Annotated in this window: 16 protein-coding genes and 3 pseudogenes; 9 read left to right on the forward strand and 10 right to left on the reverse strand. The window is 27.4% G+C overall.

From position 1 onward, the window contains the following. Positions 1-6: 6 nt before the first annotated feature. The 3 genes and pseudogenes from PG913_RS06515 (at position 7) to lipA (ending at position 2,762) form a co-directional block, all read left to right on the forward strand. Positions 7-569 (forward strand): annotated as a pseudogene (locus tag PG913_RS06515) (RNA polymerase sigma factor). 62 nt (positions 570-631) lie between these two features. After that, positions 632-1,852 carry an Nramp family divalent metal transporter gene (locus tag PG913_RS06520; protein ID WP_271230013.1) on the forward strand — a complete coding sequence of 407 codons (1,221 nt, stop codon included), beginning with the start codon at positions 632-634 and terminating at the stop codon, positions 1,850-1,852. A gap of 40 nt (positions 1,853-1,892) precedes the next feature. Next, the gene (gene lipA / locus PG913_RS06525) at positions 1,893-2,762 is read left to right on the forward strand and encodes a lipoyl synthase (RefSeq protein WP_271230014.1); all 870 of its coding nucleotides are present in this window, start codon (positions 1,893-1,895) and stop codon (positions 2,760-2,762) included. A 225-nt stretch (positions 2,763-2,987) separates the two neighbouring features. Here lipA and PG913_RS06530 read toward each other — a convergent pair whose 3' ends face one another. Continuing rightward, positions 2,988-4,223, reverse strand: coding sequence for an ABC transporter permease (locus tag PG913_RS06530; protein ID WP_271230015.1), 1,236 nt, complete (start codon positions 4,221-4,223; stop codon positions 2,988-2,990). Between the two features lie 142 nt (positions 4,224-4,365). Between PG913_RS06530 and PG913_RS06535 the strand changes: the two genes are divergently transcribed. After that, complete coding sequence (locus PG913_RS06535) at positions 4,366-5,589, forward strand: exo-beta-N-acetylmuramidase NamZ family protein (protein ID WP_271230016.1); 1,224 nt, start codon at positions 4,366-4,368, stop codon at positions 5,587-5,589. Positions 5,590-5,598: 9 nt separating this feature from the next. Here PG913_RS06535 and PG913_RS06540 read toward each other — a convergent pair whose 3' ends face one another. From PG913_RS06540 to pepE, 3 genes are all read right to left on the reverse strand, one after another. Further along, positions 5,599-6,267: a class I SAM-dependent methyltransferase gene (locus PG913_RS06540; protein ID WP_271230017.1), complete on the reverse strand. Its 669-nt coding sequence runs from the start codon at positions 6,265-6,267 to the stop codon at positions 5,599-5,601. A 73-nt stretch (positions 6,268-6,340) separates the two neighbouring features. Next, a complete protein-coding gene (locus tag PG913_RS06545; protein ID WP_271230018.1) occupies positions 6,341-6,853 on the reverse strand; it encodes a GNAT family N-acetyltransferase in 513 nt (170 codons plus the stop codon). 20 nt (positions 6,854-6,873) lie between these two features. Beyond that, the gene (gene pepE, locus PG913_RS06550) at positions 6,874-7,587 is read right to left on the reverse strand and encodes a dipeptidase PepE (protein WP_271230019.1); all 714 of its coding nucleotides are present in this window, start codon (positions 7,585-7,587) and stop codon (positions 6,874-6,876) included. Between the two features lie 70 nt (positions 7,588-7,657). Here pepE and PG913_RS06555 point away from each other — a divergent pair, with 70 nt between their 5' ends. The 5 genes and pseudogenes from PG913_RS06555 (at position 7,658) to PG913_RS06575 (ending at position 14,378) form a co-directional block, all read left to right on the forward strand. Then, entirely contained in the window at positions 7,658-8,443 is a 786-nt protein-coding gene (locus PG913_RS06555) for a peptidase associated/transthyretin-like domain-containing protein (RefSeq protein WP_271230020.1), read from the forward strand. Between the two features lie 4 nt (positions 8,444-8,447). Then, complete coding sequence (locus PG913_RS06560) at positions 8,448-9,251, forward strand: carboxypeptidase-like regulatory domain-containing protein (protein ID WP_271230021.1); 804 nt, start codon at positions 8,448-8,450, stop codon at positions 9,249-9,251. Between the two features lie 45 nt (positions 9,252-9,296). Continuing rightward, positions 9,297-9,787, forward strand: a pseudogene (locus tag PG913_RS12935) (DUF6702 family protein). Between the two features lie 67 nt (positions 9,788-9,854). After that, positions 9,855-11,970 (forward strand): annotated as a pseudogene (locus PG913_RS06570) (M1 family metallopeptidase). A gap of 176 nt (positions 11,971-12,146) precedes the next feature. Continuing rightward, positions 12,147-14,378: a M1 family metallopeptidase gene (locus PG913_RS06575; protein WP_271230023.1), complete on the forward strand. Its 2,232-nt coding sequence runs from the start codon at positions 12,147-12,149 to the stop codon at positions 14,376-14,378. 83 nt (positions 14,379-14,461) lie between these two features. Here the strand turns inward: PG913_RS06575 and PG913_RS06580 are convergent, their stop codons facing one another. From PG913_RS06580 to PG913_RS06605, 6 genes are all read right to left on the reverse strand, one after another. After that, complete coding sequence (locus tag PG913_RS06580; RefSeq protein WP_271230024.1) at positions 14,462-14,797, reverse strand: YybH family protein; 336 nt, start codon at positions 14,795-14,797, stop codon at positions 14,462-14,464. A 117-nt stretch (positions 14,798-14,914) separates the two neighbouring features. Continuing rightward, a complete protein-coding gene (locus tag PG913_RS06585; protein WP_271230025.1) occupies positions 14,915-15,868 on the reverse strand; it encodes an AAA family ATPase in 954 nt (317 codons plus the stop codon). A gap of 107 nt (positions 15,869-15,975) precedes the next feature. Further along, positions 15,976-17,355: a peptidylprolyl isomerase gene (locus PG913_RS06590; protein ID WP_271230026.1), complete on the reverse strand. Its 1,380-nt coding sequence runs from the start codon at positions 17,353-17,355 to the stop codon at positions 15,976-15,978. After that, positions 17,318-18,178: a hypothetical protein gene (locus PG913_RS06595; protein ID WP_271230027.1), complete on the reverse strand. Its 861-nt coding sequence runs from the start codon at positions 18,176-18,178 to the stop codon at positions 17,318-17,320. Before PG913_RS06595 ends, PG913_RS06590 begins: the two co-directional genes overlap by 38 nt. Beyond that, positions 18,168-19,775 (reverse strand): peptidylprolyl isomerase, encoded by a 1,608-nt coding sequence (locus PG913_RS06600; protein ID WP_271230028.1) that lies wholly within the window; start codon positions 19,773-19,775, stop codon positions 18,168-18,170. Before PG913_RS06600 ends, PG913_RS06595 begins: the two co-directional genes overlap by 11 nt. Then, the gene (locus tag PG913_RS06605) at positions 19,776-20,057 is read right to left on the reverse strand and encodes a DUF493 family protein (RefSeq protein ID WP_271230029.1); all 282 of its coding nucleotides are present in this window, start codon (positions 20,055-20,057) and stop codon (positions 19,776-19,778) included. Positions 20,058-20,145: the final 88 nt, after the last annotated feature.

Here is a 20,145-nt window from a genome sequence, read left to right on the forward strand (position 1 = left end):
ATAAACTTGGAAATACATAACGAAAAAGTACTTCAACATATTCAACAAGCAAAAAAAGGAAGCCAAATTTCTTTTAATTTTTTGTTAGATACTTTTTGGACAAACGTATATAACTACCAATTATCTATTACAAGAAATGATAATGAAGCAGAAGACATTACAATTAGAACTTTTTCAAAAGCTTTTGATAAAATTGATACTTTTAATGAAGCATATCAATTTAAAACTTGGTTAATTGCAATTTCTAAAAATGTATATATTGATTCTCTAAGAAAAAAAATACTTCAATTATTTTAAATACTTCTAAAGAACAAGAAGAAGCCGCTTTTAGAATTATTGATAATGCTCCTTCTCCTGAAGATAACCTTATAACAGAGCAAAACTTAGCGAAGCTATTAAGAGATATTAAAAAGTTAAAACCTAAATATCAAGAAATTATCAATCTACGATTTTTTCAAGAATTAAGTTATAAAGAAATATCTGATAAAATAGGAGAACCAATGAATAATGTTAAAATAAAATTATTAAGAGCTAAAAAATTATTAGCAGAGATAATAAATAAATCTTAACTTACTATCATTTAGTTTTTTAATTAAAAAAAGCTAGTCATCTCTTTTCTCAACCTTTATTTATGAAAAAATCGCTATCAAAAATACTTGGTCCTGGATTGTTATTTGCTGGTGCTGCAATAGGTGTATCTCATTTAGTACAATCAACAAGAGCTGGTGCCGATTTTGGCTTCGGATTACTTTGGGCATTATTAATTGTAACACTATTTAAATATCCTTTCTTTCAATTTGGTCCTCGTTATGCTGCTGCTACAGGAGAAACACTACTTGATGGATACAAAAAATTAGGAAAAGGAGTATTAATATGTTATTATATTTTAAACTTTGCTACAATGTTTACCATTCAAGCAGCCGTTACAATAGTAACTGCTAGCTTAGCTTCTAATATTTTTGGATTTACAGATAATCTAGTTATTTGGTCTGTCATTATATTAAGTATCAGTATTCTTCTTCTTCTTATTGGAAAATATAAACTGCTAGATAATTTAATGAAATATATCATACTGATATTAACTATTAGTACTATTATAGCCGTAATAGTTGCAATATTTAGTACAGAAAAAGGCTTCAATGTTCAACAGATACTACCTAGTGGAACTGCTCAAATTACTTTTTTAATTGCTTTTTTAGGTTGGATGCCTGCTCCTTTAGACGTTTCTATTTGGCATTCATTATGGTCTGTTGAAAAAAGTAAAACCACTTTTGAACAAATAAAACCAAAATATGCTGTTTTTGATTTTAATGTTGGTTACATAGCAACCTTCTTTTTAGGCGTTTGTTTTGTCGTTCTTGGAGCGTTGGTTATGTATCAATCTGGAGAATCATTTTCTAATAAAGGAAGTGTTTTTGCTTCACAATTAATCAATTTATATACCGAAAATTTAGGTGATTTTTCTTATTTATTTATAGGAATCGCAGCATTTACAACGATGTTTAGTACCACGCTGACTACTTTAGATGCATCACCAAGAGCAATGACCAAAGCATCAAACTTATTATTTCCTAAAAAAAACAGACTAAATTATTCTTTTTGGATATTATTCCTAACTATTGGTACTTTTATTATTTTAAACTATTTTTTAAGTGATATGGGCTTTTTAGTTAAAATTGCGACTATTTTATCCTTTTTGACAGCGCCATTTTATGCTATTTTAAACTATCTACTGATTACAGGGAAACATACACCTGAAAAAAATAGACCCCAATTGTCTTTACGTATTTTAAGTATTACGGGAATTATTTTTTTAATCGGATTTAGTCTTTGGTTTTTAATCAATTTATAACAGTTTTCTTTGTAAATTTGCTGTTCAATTTTTTATCGAAATGGCAAACGAATCAGTATTATTACCAGAAAGAGTAAAAAAACCAAAATGGTTACGTGTAAAATTACCTGTTGGAAAAAAATATACGGACTTAAGAGGTTTAGTAGACAAATATAAATTAAATACCATTTGTACAAGTGGAAGTTGCCCAAACATGGGAGAATGTTGGGGAGAAGGAACTGCTACTTTTATGATTTTAGGAAATATATGTACCCGTTCATGTGGATTTTGTGGTGTAAAAACAGGAAGACCAGAAACGGTTGAATGGGATGAACCAGAAAAAGTTGCACGTTCTATTAAATTAATGGAAATTAAACATGCTGTTTTAACATCGGTAGATAGAGATGATTTAAAAGACGGTGGTTCTATTATTTGGGCAGAAACAGTAAATGCTGTTCGTAGAGCTAATCCAAAAACGACATTAGAAACCTTAATTCCTGATTTTCAAGGAAACGAAAAGTTAATTGATAGAATTATAGAAGTTGCTCCTGAAGTAGTTTCTCATAATATGGAAACCGTTCGTAGATTAACTCGTGAAGTTCGTATTCAAGCTAAATATGACAGAAGTTTAGGTGTTTTAAAATATTTAAAAGACAAAGGAATGCGTACTAAATCAGGTATAATGCTAGGTTTAGGTGAAAAAGAAGAAGAAGTTATTCAAACTATGAAAGACTTACGTGCTGTTGGTTTAGATATTATTACTATTGGACAATATTTACAACCTAGTAAGAAACACTTACCTCTTAAAGAATTTATTACTCCTGAACAATTTAAAAAATACGAAACATTAGGCTTAGAAATGGGCTTTATGTATGTTGAAAGTGGTCCTTTAGTACGTTCTTCGTACAAAGCACATAAACATGCACAGTAATTAGCTTTATCTTAACATTTAAGCTGTTAGTCGTTAAATAAATGTCAAACAACTAAATTTTAAAGAATATTTAGAATATTATTTTAATTTTACACCGTACCTAGGTATGATTGAAAACAACTTTGTAAACTGGTTTCAATGTGTAGATTATTTGAATTATTTGATAAAAAAACCCACTCATAACGAGTGGGTTTTTATTTATCTAAAAAACACTTTTAATTTACTTTATGCAAATTTAATTGATTTTGAAGGCTCTATTTTTGTAATAATATACGATGGAATTATCAACATTAAAAAACATAATAACAATGTTCCTAAACTTAATATTGTAATTGCAAAAATACTAATATCAACAGGTACTGTTGCTATTGCGTATGTTGCAGGATCTAAACTAATCACCTTAAAATACTTTTGAATTAATAATAACATGATTCCGATTAAATTTCCCCAGAACAGTCCTTTTAATATCAAATAAGAAGCATTGTATAAAAATATTTTCTGAATACTCCAATTACTACTTCCTAAAGCTTTTAAAATTCCAACCATTTGTACTCTTTCTAAAATTAAGACTAACAAAGCAGTTATCATATTAATTCCTGCTATTAGAATCATAATTCCGATAATAAACCATACGTTATTGTCAAAAATTTTAATCCATTCAAAAATTAATGGGTAATTTTCAACAATAGTCATGCTATTTAAAGTAGCTCCTATATTACTATAAATTTCGTTTCCTTTTTGAGTTAACTCATCAAAATCATCAATTAACACTTCAAATCCTCCAATTTGATCAGCAGTCCATCTATTAATTTTACGTATTTCTCTAATGTCACCAATCAACATTGTTTTGTCAAACTCTGCAAAACCTGTGTTATAAATACCTACAATAATAGGTTTTCTCATTTTATATTTTAGCTTACTTTTTGTTGCACTAAATAAAGTTTGAATAGTATCATTTAATTTAAAATTTAGCCTATCTGCAATAGCCTCAGAAATTAATATTTCTTTATTTCTATCTAATTTAAAATTAGGCAATCGTCCTTTAACTAAATATTCTTTAAAAAATGAAAAATCATAATCCGAAGAAACTCCTTTAAAAACAATGGCTTCAAAATCGGTAGGTGTTCTTATTATTCCTCCGATATTAGCAAAAATTTGTACATTTTTAATTCCATCAATTGTTTTAAACTTCGGATAAAAATCTTGTGTTTTACTTATTGGTACTGTAGAAATATCTGAATTATTGGTATCATAATTTACAATTTGTATATGACCTTTAAAACCTGTCATTTTATCGCTAATTTTCTTTTGAAAACCAGAAGCGATAGCAACTGCAATCAACATAATAGCGATACCTAAAGCAATCGCAATAGTTGCAATTTTAATAATAGGTGATGAAATACTGCTTTTATGCTCTTTACTAGCAATAATTCGTTTAGCGATAAATAATTCGAAATTCAAAAGTTACATTTTTTTTATAGAATCAAAAGTAATTAATTATTGCTTAATTCAGCCGATGATTAACATCAATTAAATTATTCATTCTTTTTCTTACTAAAAGATTTTTAAGTAGTAATTTTATCTTTTTTTAAGACACTATTATATGAAAACCTATTTTAATTACTTTATATTATTTTTAGCTTGTATTAGCTTTCAATTTTCTTCTTGTGCTCAGCAACAGAAATCAACAACTGAAAAAGTTACAACTACTATACCTCTTCTTTTAAAAACAGGTGCTGATAGAACCAATTTATACTTATCTAAATTAAAAGGTAAAAATATAGCTATTCTAGCAAATCAAACATCAATAGTAAATATTCCACAACAAAATAAAGTAGAATCACATCATTTAGTCGATTATTTACACAATAATAAAGGAATTAACGTACAAAAAGTATTTGCTCCAGAACACGGTTTTCGAGGGAAAGCTGATGCTGGTGAAACTGTAATTGATGGAATTGATACTAAAACACAATTACCAATTATTTCGTTATACGGAAAAAACAAAAAACCATCGCAAGCACAATTAAAAAACATCGATGTAGTTATTTTTGATATTCAAGATGTTGGCGCACGTTTCTACACTTATATTTCATCGTTACATTATGTTATGGAAGCTTGTGCAGAAGCAAATATTCCTGTAATTGTTTTAGATAGACCAAATCCTAATGCACATTATATTGATGGTCCTGTGTTAAATATGACACATAAAAGTTTTGTAGGAATGCATCCTGTACCCGTAGTTTACGGAATGACAATTGGCGAATATGGGCAAATGATAAACGGTGAAAACTGGTTAAAAAACAACCTAAAATGTGATTTAACTGTAATTCCTTTAAAAAATTATACACATAATACAGCATATCATTTACCTATAAAACCATCTCCGAACTTACCGAATGCTATTTCTATAAACCTATACCCTAGCCTTTGTTTTTTTGAAGGAACAACGGTTTCAGCAGGTAGAGGAACTAATAAACAGTTTCAAATTTATGGAGCTCCTTATTTAAATAAAACAAGTTTTAGCTTTACACCTCAACCTAATGAAGGAGCAAAATACCCGAAGCATAAAGCTCAATTATGTTATGGTGAAAACTTACAGAAAAACGATAAACTTTCAGCTTTAAACTTATCTTGGTTGATAAAATCATATCAAGAATCATCTAAAAAAACATTTTTCAATACATTTTTTACTAAACTAGCAGGAACGAAAAAATTACAACTTCAAATAGAACAAGGTTTATCTGAAAAAGAAATTAAAAAATCGTGGGAAAAAGATTTATCAGAATTTAAAAAAATTAGAGCAAATTATTTACTTTACAAATAATTTAAATATCTAAAAAACAGTATAAAGTGTCGTTAAAATTACACCTTTACCATCTTTTAAAATAACAGATAGTAGTTCTTTTTCTTCTTTAACTTTAAAGTTAAAAGGAGCTACTGTTAGGTTTAATCCGCTTTTCTTTTTTATCCTAATTCCTTGCCCTGAAATAATATCTTTATTCGGTGTAAACTCTCCGTTTGGTAAATGTTCTGTTAAAATAACATATTTAAAATCAGCCAATTTAGCGACCACATTTTTAACCTCATCATTTGATAAATGCTGTAATACTTGCCTTATTATAACACAATCGGCAATTGGCAAAATATCTTCTGAAATATCTAAAGAATGAAACTCTAAATTCGGTGCTTTAAATTTTGTAGCATTATAAGTTATCAGTTTAGGAACAATATCAACTGCTATATATTGCTTTGCATAAGGAACTAAATTTTTACCAATATTAAAATCACCACAACCTAAATCGCAAATTGTAAGCGATTTTTTAAACGAGGCTAAAAAAGAAGTTACAGCTTTAATATATGGTTTTACAATTTCAGATTGATGTGATCCTAAGCCCGAATAAAAAGCGGTATTATTATCACCCCAAAGTTTCATTTCATATACTTGTTCCATAGCATCTTTTGTAGGCCAAGGTTTTTTTGCTTTTTTAGTTTGATTATTCATTTAGCTATTACACATATTGATTGAACATCAAAGATAATAACGTTTTATGAAAGGTTTTTTATTTTCAAATAATTTATATTTTTAATTTGTAAAGTAATAATTCTTCACTCTCGTTTGGTAATATTTTTGTTCCTACCATTTCTAATCCTAATTTTTCCAAAAGCTTCTGAGAAGAAATATTTTCTTTTGATGTTATCCCCTTAATTTCTTTTATTTCAAAATCGTGTATAGCAGCTTTTATCAATATAGATGCCGATTCATAAGCATATCCTACTCCTTCATATTTAGGTAAAAGACCAAATCCAATATCAATTCCTTCTAATCCATCTCTATCATAAAGCCCACACGTCCCTACTTTTCTACCATCAGACTTTCCTATTAAAGAATAAGTCGAGTACCCATGTGTATTTAATTGTGAGAGCATTTTTTCTTCAATATATTTTTCAGCGTCTTTAATTGAATTAAGCTCTCTATCTCCTACATATTTTATAAACTTTGGAGTATTCATTAATTCATAAATTAATTCAGCATCCTGTTTTAAAGTTGGTCTTATCAATAATCTTTCTGACTCAAATTCTTTGTGCATAATTTTTTATGTTTTATCAATTATACTTTAAAATAAGTACTTATCTCTTTTTTTGTTGATAATTCTAAAGGCTCTTTATCTTTTTGAAATAAACGAGCTGATAAAGTTCCTTCTAAAAGAATTGAATTTCCTTTTACTTCTAACCAGCTTCCTTCTCTTAATCCTAAAACAGAAGTTTCGTTAAATACATGATATTCTTTTATTCTCGTTTCACGAGTTTCTCCCATATGTGTAGAACCTTCAATCGGATCTAAATAATGTGCATTGATATTAAAAGGAATAAATTCTAAGGTTTTAAAACTTGGTGGATACACAATAGGCATATCATTTGTATTCATCATAGTAACTCCACAAATATTACTTCCTGCACTAGTTCCTAAATACGGAATTCCATTTTCTACAACATTTTTTAAAGTGTCTATTATATTATTCTGATATAATTGATTGACTAATTCAAAAGTATTTCCGCCACCTGTAAAAATACCTTTAGCTTCTCGTAAAGCTTTTATAGGATTTTTAAACTCATGAATTCCTTTTACTTTTTTATCGAGCTTTGCAAAATATTTCCTAGCAACATCAGTGTATTCATCATAACTAATTCCGCCTGGTCTTGCATACGGAATAAATAAAATAGTATCTGAATTTTCAAAAAAATTAATAAGTGTTGGTGTTATATATTCTAAATATCCACTTCCATGAATAGTTGATGTACTTGCTATTATAAGTTTTTTCATAACTCAAATTAACAAAATTTTACCATAACGTTAAAACATTTTTAAGACCTTTAGGTAGTTTCTTTGTAAAATGAGGAAGTTATTATTATTTTTATTCAGTATTACATCACTTATTAGTATCGCTCAAAATAATCCTAAAATTGTTTCAGGATATATTTATTTAGATAGTTTAAAAATTCAGGATGTTCATATTATAAATCCAAAGTTAGATATCGGTTCAGTTTCTGATGAAAAAGGACGTTTTGAAATTCTTGCTTTAAAAGGAGATATTTTAATTATTTCTCATCTAAATTTTGAATATAAAGAACATTTAATTACTGATGAAAATTTAAAAGAAAAAGCGATTATTATTCATTTAGATAGTAAAACATATCTACTTGAAGAAGTTATACTTAAAAAAAAGAAAGGTATTTTTGATGTTGATAAAGATATACTATTACATAATTTACCAATTGTAAACGCTAAAACATTAAATTTACCGTATGCAAATAGTAAAAAACCTAAGAATGAAAAAACAGTTACATTCAAATCGGGTGTTTCTGTTAGTTTAGGAGGACTTATAGGAGCTTTAAATGGAAGTTATAAACAGAAAAAAAAGCTAGAAAATTTACAAAAAACAGATAATAAACTACTAAAAATAAGAAAACACTTTACTGATAGTTTTTTTGTACATCAATTAAAAATTAAAAAAGAACATATTAATCCATTTTTAGAACATTGTATTTCAAAAGGAATTATTAATTTATATCATAAAGAAAAACTATTAGAACTAACCACTGTTTTGTTAAATAATAGTAAAAATTCACCATATCTTTTAGACAAAGAAAAAACTACTGTTGTAGGAATTCAAAAATAACTATATGAAAAAACAACTGCTTTTATTTTTTTTAGTTTTTGGAGTAATTACAATAAGTGTTTCCCAAGAACATCAAAAATTTTTATACGCAAATGTTAAAGATAATATTGGTAGTGTATATAATGCACACGTAATTAACTTAACTACAAAACAAGGAACTTTTACCAATGAAAACGGTGAATTTAGAATTTTAGCTAAAAAAAATGACTCCTTAAAAATATCTTTTGTTGGCTATAAATCAACAATTATTATTGTAGCATCAAATCACTTCGGAATGCAAAAAAACACGTTTAAGTTAGTTAAAACAACCTATGAATTATCCGAAGTAAATATTAAAAAACATAATTTATCAGGCTTTTTATCTACTGATAGTAAAAATATAAAAACCACAAATCAAATTAATGCGACAACATTAAATTTACCATACGCAGGCTCTAAACAACTAACACCTGCCGAAAGAACACTACAAACGGCTATGGGAGGAAGTAATGCTTTTACGTTTGGTCTTCTAAATAAAATCTCCTTAGATTATATTGTAAATAAAGCTTCTGGCAGAATAAAAAAGCTTAAAAAACTAAAAGCAATTGAAACCTTAGAAGTAAAAGTTAATAAAATAAAAAATAATTATTCATCGGCTATTGTACAAGAATATCACATAAAAAAATCAGATATTTATAAGTTTATTTATTATTGTACTTCGGATGAAAAATTTGAAGAAACTTATAATTCAGGAGAAATAAATATCATTTTGTTTTTAAAAAAGAAAGCAGAAGTATTTAAAAAGTTAAACTTAAACGATTATAAATAGTAATTTGGCGCACTAATTCACGTTAAACACAACTAAATATATACAATGAAAAAAATAAGCGTCCTTTTATTTATACTTCCTCTACTCGCTTTTAGCGTTCATAAATATTATATTTCATTAACAGAAATAAATTATAAAGAAGAAACAAAATCTGTACAAATGATTACAAATGTTTTTATGGATGATATAGAAACTGCAATCAATAAAGATTATAATGTCGATTTACAATTAACTTCAGATAAAGAATTAAAAACAGTTGATTCTCTTTTTTTAAGTATTTAGAAAAAAATTTTAAGGTTAAAATTAACGATAAATCAGTTTCATATAATTTTATAGGTAAAGAATACGATGGTGATATTGTATATTTCTATTTAGAGATAGAAAATATTTTAAATATAAAAACAATTGAAATAGAAAATAATATTTTAATCAAACATTTTCCTGAACAACAAAACTTAGTAAAAGCATCAATAAAAAAAGAGCGTAAAAGTTTATTTTTAGATATAAAAAACAATAAAGGATTACTTAAATTTTAACATTATTTTTATTATATTCCTCGATTATTATTACTCTTGAATTTTATCCAAAAATAACCTTAACATAATGACGAAAAATATTTTATTTATTTTCTCTCTTTTTTTCGCAGTAACCACTGCTTTTTCTCAAAAAACTAAAAAAGGACATACTAATCAAAATAAATTTAGACAGTTAAAAGAACTTTTAGCAACACCAAATGACAAACATACTGCATCGGGTGCTCCTGGAAAAAAATATACACAGCAAAAAGTTGACTATAATATGGATATCATTTTAAATGATGATAAACAAATAATTACAGGAAACGAAACAATTACTTATCATAATAATTCAGAAGACGAATTAACGTATTTATGGGTGCAATTAGACCAAAATGTACGTGCTTCAGATTCTAAATCTCCAGATATTACTTCAGGAAAAATTGAAGAAACATTAAGTAAGAAAAAATTTAATAAAAATTTTCCTGAAAAAATTTTTGATGGTGGTTTTAAAATAACAGCAGTTACCAATACCGATGGTTCTAAATTATCACACACCATTAACAGAACAATGATGCGTATTAATTTATCAAAACCTTTGGCTACTGGTGATACTTTTAAATTTAACATCAATTGGTGGTATAAAATTAATAATCACAGAACACTTGGCGGAAGATCTGGTTTTGAACATTTTGAAAAAGACGGAAATAATAATTACGTAATTGCACAATTTTATCCAAGAATGTGTGTGTACGATAATGTAGAAGGCTGGCAAAATATGCAATTTTGGGGAAGAAGTGAATTTGCTTTAGAATTTGGAGATTTCAATGTAAATATTACAGTTCCTGAAGACCATATGTTAGGGGCAACAGGTGTTTTACTAAACGAAAAAGAAGTTTTATCTAAAAAAGAATTAAAAAGATTAGCCAAAGCAAGAAAAACTTATGATAACCCTGTTATTATAAGAAATCAAAAAGAGGCTATCAAAAATGAAAAAAATCGTGCTAGAAAAACAAAAACCTGGAAATTTAAAGCTACAAATGTAAGAGATTACGCTTTTGCTACTTCAAGAAAATTTATTTGGGATGCCATGGCTGTTGATATCAACGGAAAAAATGTAATGGCATATTCTTTATATTCTAAAGAAGCAAATCCTTTATATGGCGAACATTCTACCAGAGCTGTTGCTCAAACATTAAAAACATATTCAAGATATACATTTGATTATCCTTATCATAAAGCAATTTCTGTGGATGGACAAATGGGAATGGAATATCCACAAATTTGCTTCAATCCTGGAAGACCAAATGCTGATGGAACTTATTCTGATAGAGTAAAATACAGAATGATTAAAGTAACAATTCAATGAAGTTGGACATAATTTTTTTCCAATGATTGTTAATTCTGATGAACGCCAATGGACTTGGATGGATGAAGGTTTAAATTCATACATGGAAATGTTAGCAGAATTTGACTATGATAAAAATTTTCCTGTTACTAGAGGTTTTCCGAAGAATATTGTTAAATACATGAGTGGAGACCAATCTAAAATTGCGCCAATTATGTCTAGAGGAGATCACGTATATGAATTTGGAAACAATGCTTACGGAAAACCTGCAACTGCTTTATGGATTTTAAGAGAAACCATTATGGGACATGAATTATTTGATCATGCTTTTAAAACCTATGCAAAAAGATGGAAATTTAAACACCCTACTCCTGCTGATTTTTTTAGAACAATGGAAGATGCTTCTGCCGTTGATTTAGATTGGTTTTGGAGAGGTTGGTTTTATACTACCGATGTTACTGATATTGGTGTGAAAGCTGTTAAAAAGTTTTATACATCAAAAAACAATGATGGTTCTGTTAATTTTATTCAAGATACAAGTAAAGGTTTAAATTTTTCTAATCAACAAAATAAGTATCATTATGAAATTACTTATAATAAACCAGGTGGTTTAGTAATGCCTATAATTGTTGAATTTACTTATAAAGATGGAACTAAGGAAAAGAAAATATATCCTGCACAAATTTGGAGATATAATGACAAAGAAGTGACAAAAGTATTTTCTTCGGATAAAGAAATAAAAAGTTTTATAATAGACCCTGATTTAGAAACTGCTGATGTTGACACATCTAATAATACTTGGCCTAAAACAACAAAAACTAAATTCGATAACTTTAAAGATAAAGTTAAAAATTAATATATAAAATAAAATATTACTAATAACTAAAGCAATATCAGTAATGATATTGCTTTTTTGATAAAAAAATCAATATTAAGAATTAAAGGTTTGTTAAAGTTTTAGTAAACTAGTTTTTCTAATACTCAAATTTCAGTAACTTACGAAATATTTTAAAAAACCAATTAATCAAGAAAATGAGAAAGTATTCTACACTACTATTTTCGGCACTTTTTATTTCTGCATCAATATTTGCACAAGAAACAATTAAAAAGGAGCCTCAAAAAGGTCACATTGATCAAAACAGATTTCGTCAATTAAAAAATGTACTTGCTACACCAAACGATCAACATACGGCATCGGGTGCACCTGGTCATCAATATACGCAACAAAAAGTTGATTATGTGATGGATTTACGTTTAGATGAAGCTTCTAACAAATTATATGGTAATGAGGTAATTACCTATCATAATAATTCTAAAGATAAATTAGAGTATTTATGGGTACAATTAGATCAGAATATGCGTGCACCTGATTCTAAAAGTCCACTTATAGAATCTAAAGGAGCTAGCGGTTTTCAAACTCCTCAAAAATTTATTTCAGAGAATTTAGACAAACCAAAAAATTTTGGTTTTAAAATAGAAGAAGTAAAAAATTCAAATGGTAATGATTTATCATACACAATTAATAGCACAATGATGCGTATTAATTTACCTAAGGCATTAGCTTCTGGAGATGTTTTCAAATTTAAAATAAAATGGAATTATTTAATTAATAATTCTGTAGAAGATGGTGGTCGTTCTGGTTTTGAATTATTTCCTGATGGAAACAAAAACTATACTATTGCTCAATTTTTCCCTCGTTTAGCTGTTTATGATAACGTAGAGGGTTGGCAAAATATGCAATTTTTTGGAAGAAGTGAATGGGCTTTAGAATTTGGTGATTACGATGTTAAATTAACTGTACCTGCCGATCATATTTTAGATGCTACTGGTGAACTACAAAATGAAAAAGATGTTTTAACAAAAGAACAACGTAAGCGTTTTGAAAAAGCAAGAACATCTTACAAAAACCCTGTTTTTATTGTTACTCAAGAAGAAGCTGAAGCTAACGAAAAACAAAGTACTACAAAAACTAAAACATGGCACTTTAAAGCAAATAACGTTCGTGATTATGCATTTGCTTCTTCTAGAAAATATATCTGGGATGCCATGGCTGTAAATGTAAACGGAAAAAATATTATGGCTATTTCTTTATATCCTAAAGAAGGAAATCCATTATGGGAAGAGCACTCTACAAGAGTTGTTGCCAATACTTTAGAAGAATATTCTAAAATGACTTTTGATTATCCTTATTCTAAAGCAATTTCTGTTCATGCAAAAGATCAAGGAATGGAATATCCTATGATTTGTTTTAACTACGGACGTCCTAATGCTGATGGTACTTATTCTGATAGAGTTAAAAACGGAATGATTGGTGTAATTACTCGTGAAGTTGGGCATAATTTCTTTCCTATGATTGTAAATTCTGATGAGCGTCAATGGACTTGGATGGATGAAGGTTTAAATTCTTTTGTTGAAATTTTAGCAGAATTAGATTACGATCCTAGTTTTAATACAGGTAATTTACCAAAAGATATTGTACGTTATATGAGTTTAGATCAAGAAAAACTAAGCCCTATCATGTCACATGGTGATTACGTGAAAAACTTTGGACCAAATGCTTATACAAAACCAGCTGCTGGTTTATATATGTTACGTCAAACTATTATGGGTCCTGAATTATTCGATTATGCTTTTAGAACTTACGCTAAAAGATGGATGTTTAAACACCCTACTCCTGCTGATTTCTTTAGAACAATGGAAGATGCTTCTGGTATGGATTTAGACTGGTTTTGGAGAGGTTGGTTCTACTCTACTGATTATTCTGATATTGGAGTTAAAGAAGTAAAAACGCTTTACATAACAGACAAACAAAATGATAGAGTAAAAGGATTAATAAAAACGAATCCACGTGCAAAGGCTTATTTTGAATCGTTAGGTGAGTTAATCTTTTTAACTGATAAAAAAGAAGATGCTAATACTAGTAAAATTAATAATTATATTAATTCTTTACCTGTAAATCAAAAAGCAAATTTAAAAGCATTACCTAAATATATGTATCAAGTTGAATTTGAAAAAATAGGAGGCTTACCAATGCCAATTATTATTGAATTAACATATGCAGATGGTACTAAAAAACGTGAAACATTTCCTGCTCAAATTTGGATGAAAAATGATCAAAAAGTTTACAGAGTTTTTTCTTCGGATAAAGAAATAAAAAGCTTCGTAGTTGATCCTGATTTAGAAACTGCAGATATTGATACTACAAATAACAGTTGGCCTAAGAAAACAGCCAACAAATTTGATAACTTTAAAAATAAAAATTAATTTTTTATTTTTTTAAACAAAACGAAACCCGCTTTTAAAGCGGGTTTTATTTTTTATTGATAATAAATAATGTCTAATTTTATTTAAGCAGAAGTATCTGCAATTATTTTCCACGATCCTTTTATCTTTCTAAAGATAATCATGAATATACCATTTGCATCTCCTACTTTTCTTGTTAAATGGTACTCTCCCATTACAAAATAAGAACCACTATTTATTTTTGAAATATCGTTAACCTTAAACTTTAATGTTCCTGAATAATCTTTAGTTGGATATCCTCTTTTATAATTTGATAATGTTTTATTCCATCCATAAGTAAGCCCACTACTTCCGTAAAATTTTAAAGAATCATTTTTCCAATAACCTTGCATATATCCTTCAATATCATGATTTGACCAAGCTATTTCTTGAGCTTTCATTACGGCTAAAATTTCTTTTTTTCCGTTTTTTCTGATACAACTTCTTCTAAAGGTTTTTGTTTACAAGAAACACTTATAAACAACAATAATATTATAAATACGAATACTTTTTTCATTTTAAAATAATGATTTAATAATTTCATTAATACTTATACCTTCTGCTTCTGCTTTGTAATTTTTAACAATTCTGTGTGATAATATCGGTACAGAAACTGCTTGAACATCTTCAATATCTGGAGAAAATTTTCCATTTACAGCAGCGTATGCTTTTGCAGCTAATATTAAATTCTGAGACGCTCTTGGTCCTGCTCCCCAATCAATATACTTTTTAATTAAAGTAGTTGCTTTTTCTGATTTCGGACGTGTTTTAGCTACCAAACCAACAGCATATTCAATTACATTATCAGCTACAGGAATTTTTCGAATCAATTGTTGAATTTCGATAATTTCTTGTGAAGACAGAATTGAGTTTACAGTCTGATTAATTGTTGAAGTTGTATTTTTTACTACCTGTACTTCTTCTTCAAATGTTGGATATTCTAAATGAATAGAAAACATAAACCTATCTAACTGCGCTTCTGGTAACGGATACGTACCTTCTTGTTCTATCGGATTTTGTGTTGCTAGCACAAAGAATGGTAAATCTAATTTATAATGATGACCAGAAATAGTTACCGATTTTTCTTGCATTGCTTCAAGTAAAGCTGCTTGAGTTTTAGGTGGTGTACGATTAATTTCATCGGCTAAAATAATATTAGAAAAAATAGGTCCTTTTATAAATTTAAACTGACGATTTTCATCTAAAATTTCGCTTCCTAAAATATCCGAAGGCATTAAATCTGGTGTAAATTGAATACGACTAAACTGTAATCCTAATACATCTGAAATAGTATTAACTAACAATGTTTTTGCCAAACCTGGTACACCTATTAAAAGAGAGTGACCTCCACAAAGAACGGATAATAATGTATAATCAACAGCTTCTTGCTGTCCTATAATTACTTTACCTATTTCTTGTTGTAATTGACTAAATTTCTTTACTAAATTGTTTACAGCGGCTACGTCTGACATAGAATGAATTTTAAATTTACTTACTTCAAAAATAGTAATTTACAAACTATTATAAAATAAGATTCCCGCTAAACGCGGGAATCACAATATACTAAAATTATTAATGCTTATTTATTTTCTTTCTTCCAATCTTTTTTAAATACACAGTCTTTGTAATCGTTACCTAATTTAATATAGGTTTCTTCTATTTTTTCATTAGACCACTTAACGATTACTTCTTCTTTTTTCTTAGCTAAAGCAAACTCTTGTAATCTTACATAATCATCTACAAGATTTGCTTTATGTGTATCTGTTTTCTTTTTTAATAAGATTACTTTATACATTTTTTCACCTTCACGAGTTTCATCATAAAAAATATCAGATAAATCTCCTTGTTTAAGTTCACTAATTCTACCAAATAAATCTGGAGGCATTCTTGTTAATTCAAAAGTAGTTTCTTGTGTGTATGGATTTATAATTAAACCACCATTATTTTTAGTTTCATCTTCTTCTGAGAATTTTTTCACAGCCTCTTCAAAAGTTATTTTTCCATTTTTAATATCTTTTACAATATTTTCAATAGCACCTTTTGTTTCTTTTAATTTATCATCTGCAATTTCTGGTTGCATTAATATGTGAGAAACATCACGTCCATTACCTCTAATTTTATTTAATAAAATAATGTGATATCCGAAAGGTGATTTAAAAGGCTCTGAAATTTGACCTTCTTCCAATGAAAAAGCTATTTCTTTAAATTCTTTTACAAAATTTGTTTCTTTTGTAATAACTCCCATATTTCCACTATTTTGAGAAACACTCGGATCATCTGAATTTATAATTGCTTTTAATTTAAAACTAGCACCTGCTTCAACATGCTTTTTAATTTGATTTAATTTGTTGATTATACGGTCATTTTCTTCTTTTGTTGGCTCAGCATTTAATACTAATTGTGCTATTTCTACTTGAGCAGGAATTTCAGGTAATTCATTTTTATCTTTTAATCCTTTAAAATACACACGTATTTCTTCTGGAGTTACATCAACTTTTTCGGTAATTTTTAATTGTTCTTTTTCGATAAGAATATTTTCCGCCTGTACTCTTGCTAACTCTTTCTTTAAATCTTCAATATCATTAAAACCATAGGCTTTAATCACTTTTTCCTCACTACCATATTCTTTTGTAAAGTATGCAATACTTCTTTGTACTTTGCTATCAATGTCTGGTTGAGATACAACAACACTATCAATAATACCATGATGTGCTAATAATTTTTGTTGCATTAACTCTTCTAACATTTCACAATTAGAAATTTGTATTTTTCCTTCACTCCTAACCTCAACTTCTTGTTTAAATTTATCGATATCAGAATCTAAAACAATGTTTTTACCGACTACTACAGCAACACCATCAATTTTAGTTTGTTGTGCATTTACAGCTACTAAACCTGATAAAAAAAAGGTTAATAATATACTAGTATTCTTTAAAGTTTTTATTTTGAATTGCATCATTTATCAACGTTTTTTCTATCTCTCTAATTAATTCTAATTTTCTTTTGTGTAAAATTATTTGTTTAATTCTACTACTTACAAATGTTAAAGGTGCCGTAGCATTTTTTGGCAACCTCTTTTTTACAGCCACCAAATATACTCCTAAACTATCTTCTTTTTGTATGTATTTGGAAATTTTTAACAAATCTTGCTTCGTTTCGAACTGAAAAGGCGGAATTATTTTTGGTAATGAAGAAAATGGAATCCAAGTTGTATCTTGTAATCTATATGACTTAAAATTTAATAAGTATCTTTCTAAATCTTCTCTATCTTCTTCTTTTGAAGATTTAAAATTTTTAATAGTTTCTTCTTTATCTAAGAAATCTTTACCAAAATAAATATATTCAAATTGTAAAATCTCTTCATTTAGCTTAAAGTTTTCTTTATTTTTTTGATAATATAAATCAACCTCTTCTTGTTCCACAATAGTATCTAATTGTTGTTTTATCAAACGTTCTTTATATCCATTTATATATAAACTTTTCTTATAATTATTTACTAAATTTTCTATTTCATCGCTGTTAACCTCTGAAATATTTTCTTCTGCCTTAGCTAATAACAGCTGTTTTTTTGCCCAAGAATAAATAAGTCCTCTTACAATAACGATACTATCTTTTGAACTAATACCTTTTGGCAATAACTCTTCAATATCTTTTTTATATAGATTTTTATTTAAAACAGTTGCAATAGGTCTGTGTTGTGTTACTTTTTCTGTTTTTAAACTGATAAAATCACAAGAAACAATAAGTATTGCTATTAAGAAAAGGGCGGTTTTATTTATCATATGTTTCTTTAAACTTTTTTAATACACTCTTTTTTATTTTTATCTTATTTTTCTTTCTTAACTCAGCAATCCACGCTGTTTCTATTTCTTTTTGATAATCATTAATTACAAACCCTTTTACATCTTTAAATGGTTTATTCTGATATTTTAATTTGTTATCCTTATAAAAAGCAGTTAAACCTAAAGTATCTTTAGATGCTTTGTTCCATATTTTTTGTTGTAATAACTCGAATAATAGTAAACCTTCTTTATATTCTAATAAAGTATTTCTGTATATAGGTTCAGTATTTATTAAATCATCTTTAAAATATCTGATTATCTGACTATTTTTAAAATTTTCATATAAAACAGTAATCGACTGATTAGATTTATATTTTATCGATTTAAAAAATACTTGTTGTGTTATTTTTTTATTATTGATAGAAAGTAAGACTTTATTTAATTTTTCTTCTTTTAATTGATGAATACCTGATGTTAAAAAAATAGCCAAAGCTTTTTTATGTTCTTTTATTCGATATTCTTTTTTCAATTTATTTAAAATAGCTGTTTTTGATAAACTAGCTCTATTTGTCTTTTTCACTTTATCGGTTAATTCATCTTTTAAATCATCAAAAGAATCGATTGGATAATTTTTTAATAACTTAACGATGTGCCATCCGTATTTTGTTTTAAAAGGTTTGCTATAAGAACCTATTTTTGGTAATTCTCTTACTTTATTTTCAAAAACAGTAACCATTCTTCCAGTACCAAACCTTGGTAATTTACCTCCAGAAATAGCAGTTCCTTTATCTTCAGAATATTTTTTAGCAACTGTTTCAAAAGAAATCCCTGATGTTATTTTTTGATATAAACCCTTTATTTTTACTTCAGCTTTTGGATTATCTTTTACCAAAATATGAGCAACTTCAAAATCTCCTTTAGCGACTCTTTTTCCTGTAACTTTTAAAATATGATATCCAAATTTTGTTTTAAAAGGCTTTGAAACTTTACTTAAATCAGTAGTATAAGCGGCATCTTCAAACGGATACACCATTGAAAAAGCTGAAAAATAACCTAAATTACCTCCATTAACCTTTGCTGAAGGATCTTCAGAAACTTCCTTTGCTATTTTTTCAAAAGAAGCTCCGTTTAAAATAGTCTTTCGAATAGCATTTATCTTGTTATATAAAGGCAAGGTATCAAATTGAATTCCTTTTTTAGGGAATTTAATTAAAATATGACTTGCCTTTACTTCTGTTTTTTCACGAAGATAAGCTTGTTCTACTAATTCATTTAAATACACTGTATTCTGTAAATAAGGCGTTATTAATTTATTTTTATAACCCGCTAATTCATTTTTATAATTTTTTAATGTATCTAATTTTAAATCGTATCCTTGTTTTACTTTTAACTTATAATCAATAAATAATTCTAAATAGTTGTCTATATCTTTAGATTTATCATCAATTAAAACGCCTAAGTTTTTTTCGTAAACTTGCTTAAATTCAGACACCATTACAGGTGAATTATTAATACGAAATAACTCCGTATCTTTTTGAGCAAAAGAATTAATACTCGTTATCACTAAAACAATAAATACTAAAAATATTTTTTTCATCTATAGAGAAATTATTCCTTTAATTACATCTGCTTTTTTGTAATAGGCAATTACTTCGTCAGCGCTTTTAACGTTTAAAAAAATAGAAAGACTATTATATTTTCCTGTTTTTGATTTTTTAGTTTCAATAACAGCACCTGCATTATTAAACAATTCTTTTACTTCTTCTACTTGATTCCCATCTGTTGGTACAATAAATTTATATAAATATTTACTCGGAAACGTTGTTGTATCTTCTAGTTGTCCTTTCAATTTAATATAAAATGCTTCTCTCTCTGACATAATACGTACTATTATTTTTCTAAAATTAATTTTAATCATCATTTAAAAATGATGAAACACAAAATTACACTATTTATTACATTTATAA

This window comes from Tenacibaculum pacificus, from assembly GCF_027941775.1.
Classification (GTDB): Bacteria; Bacteroidota; Bacteroidia; order Flavobacteriales; family Flavobacteriaceae; genus Polaribacter; species Polaribacter pacificus_A.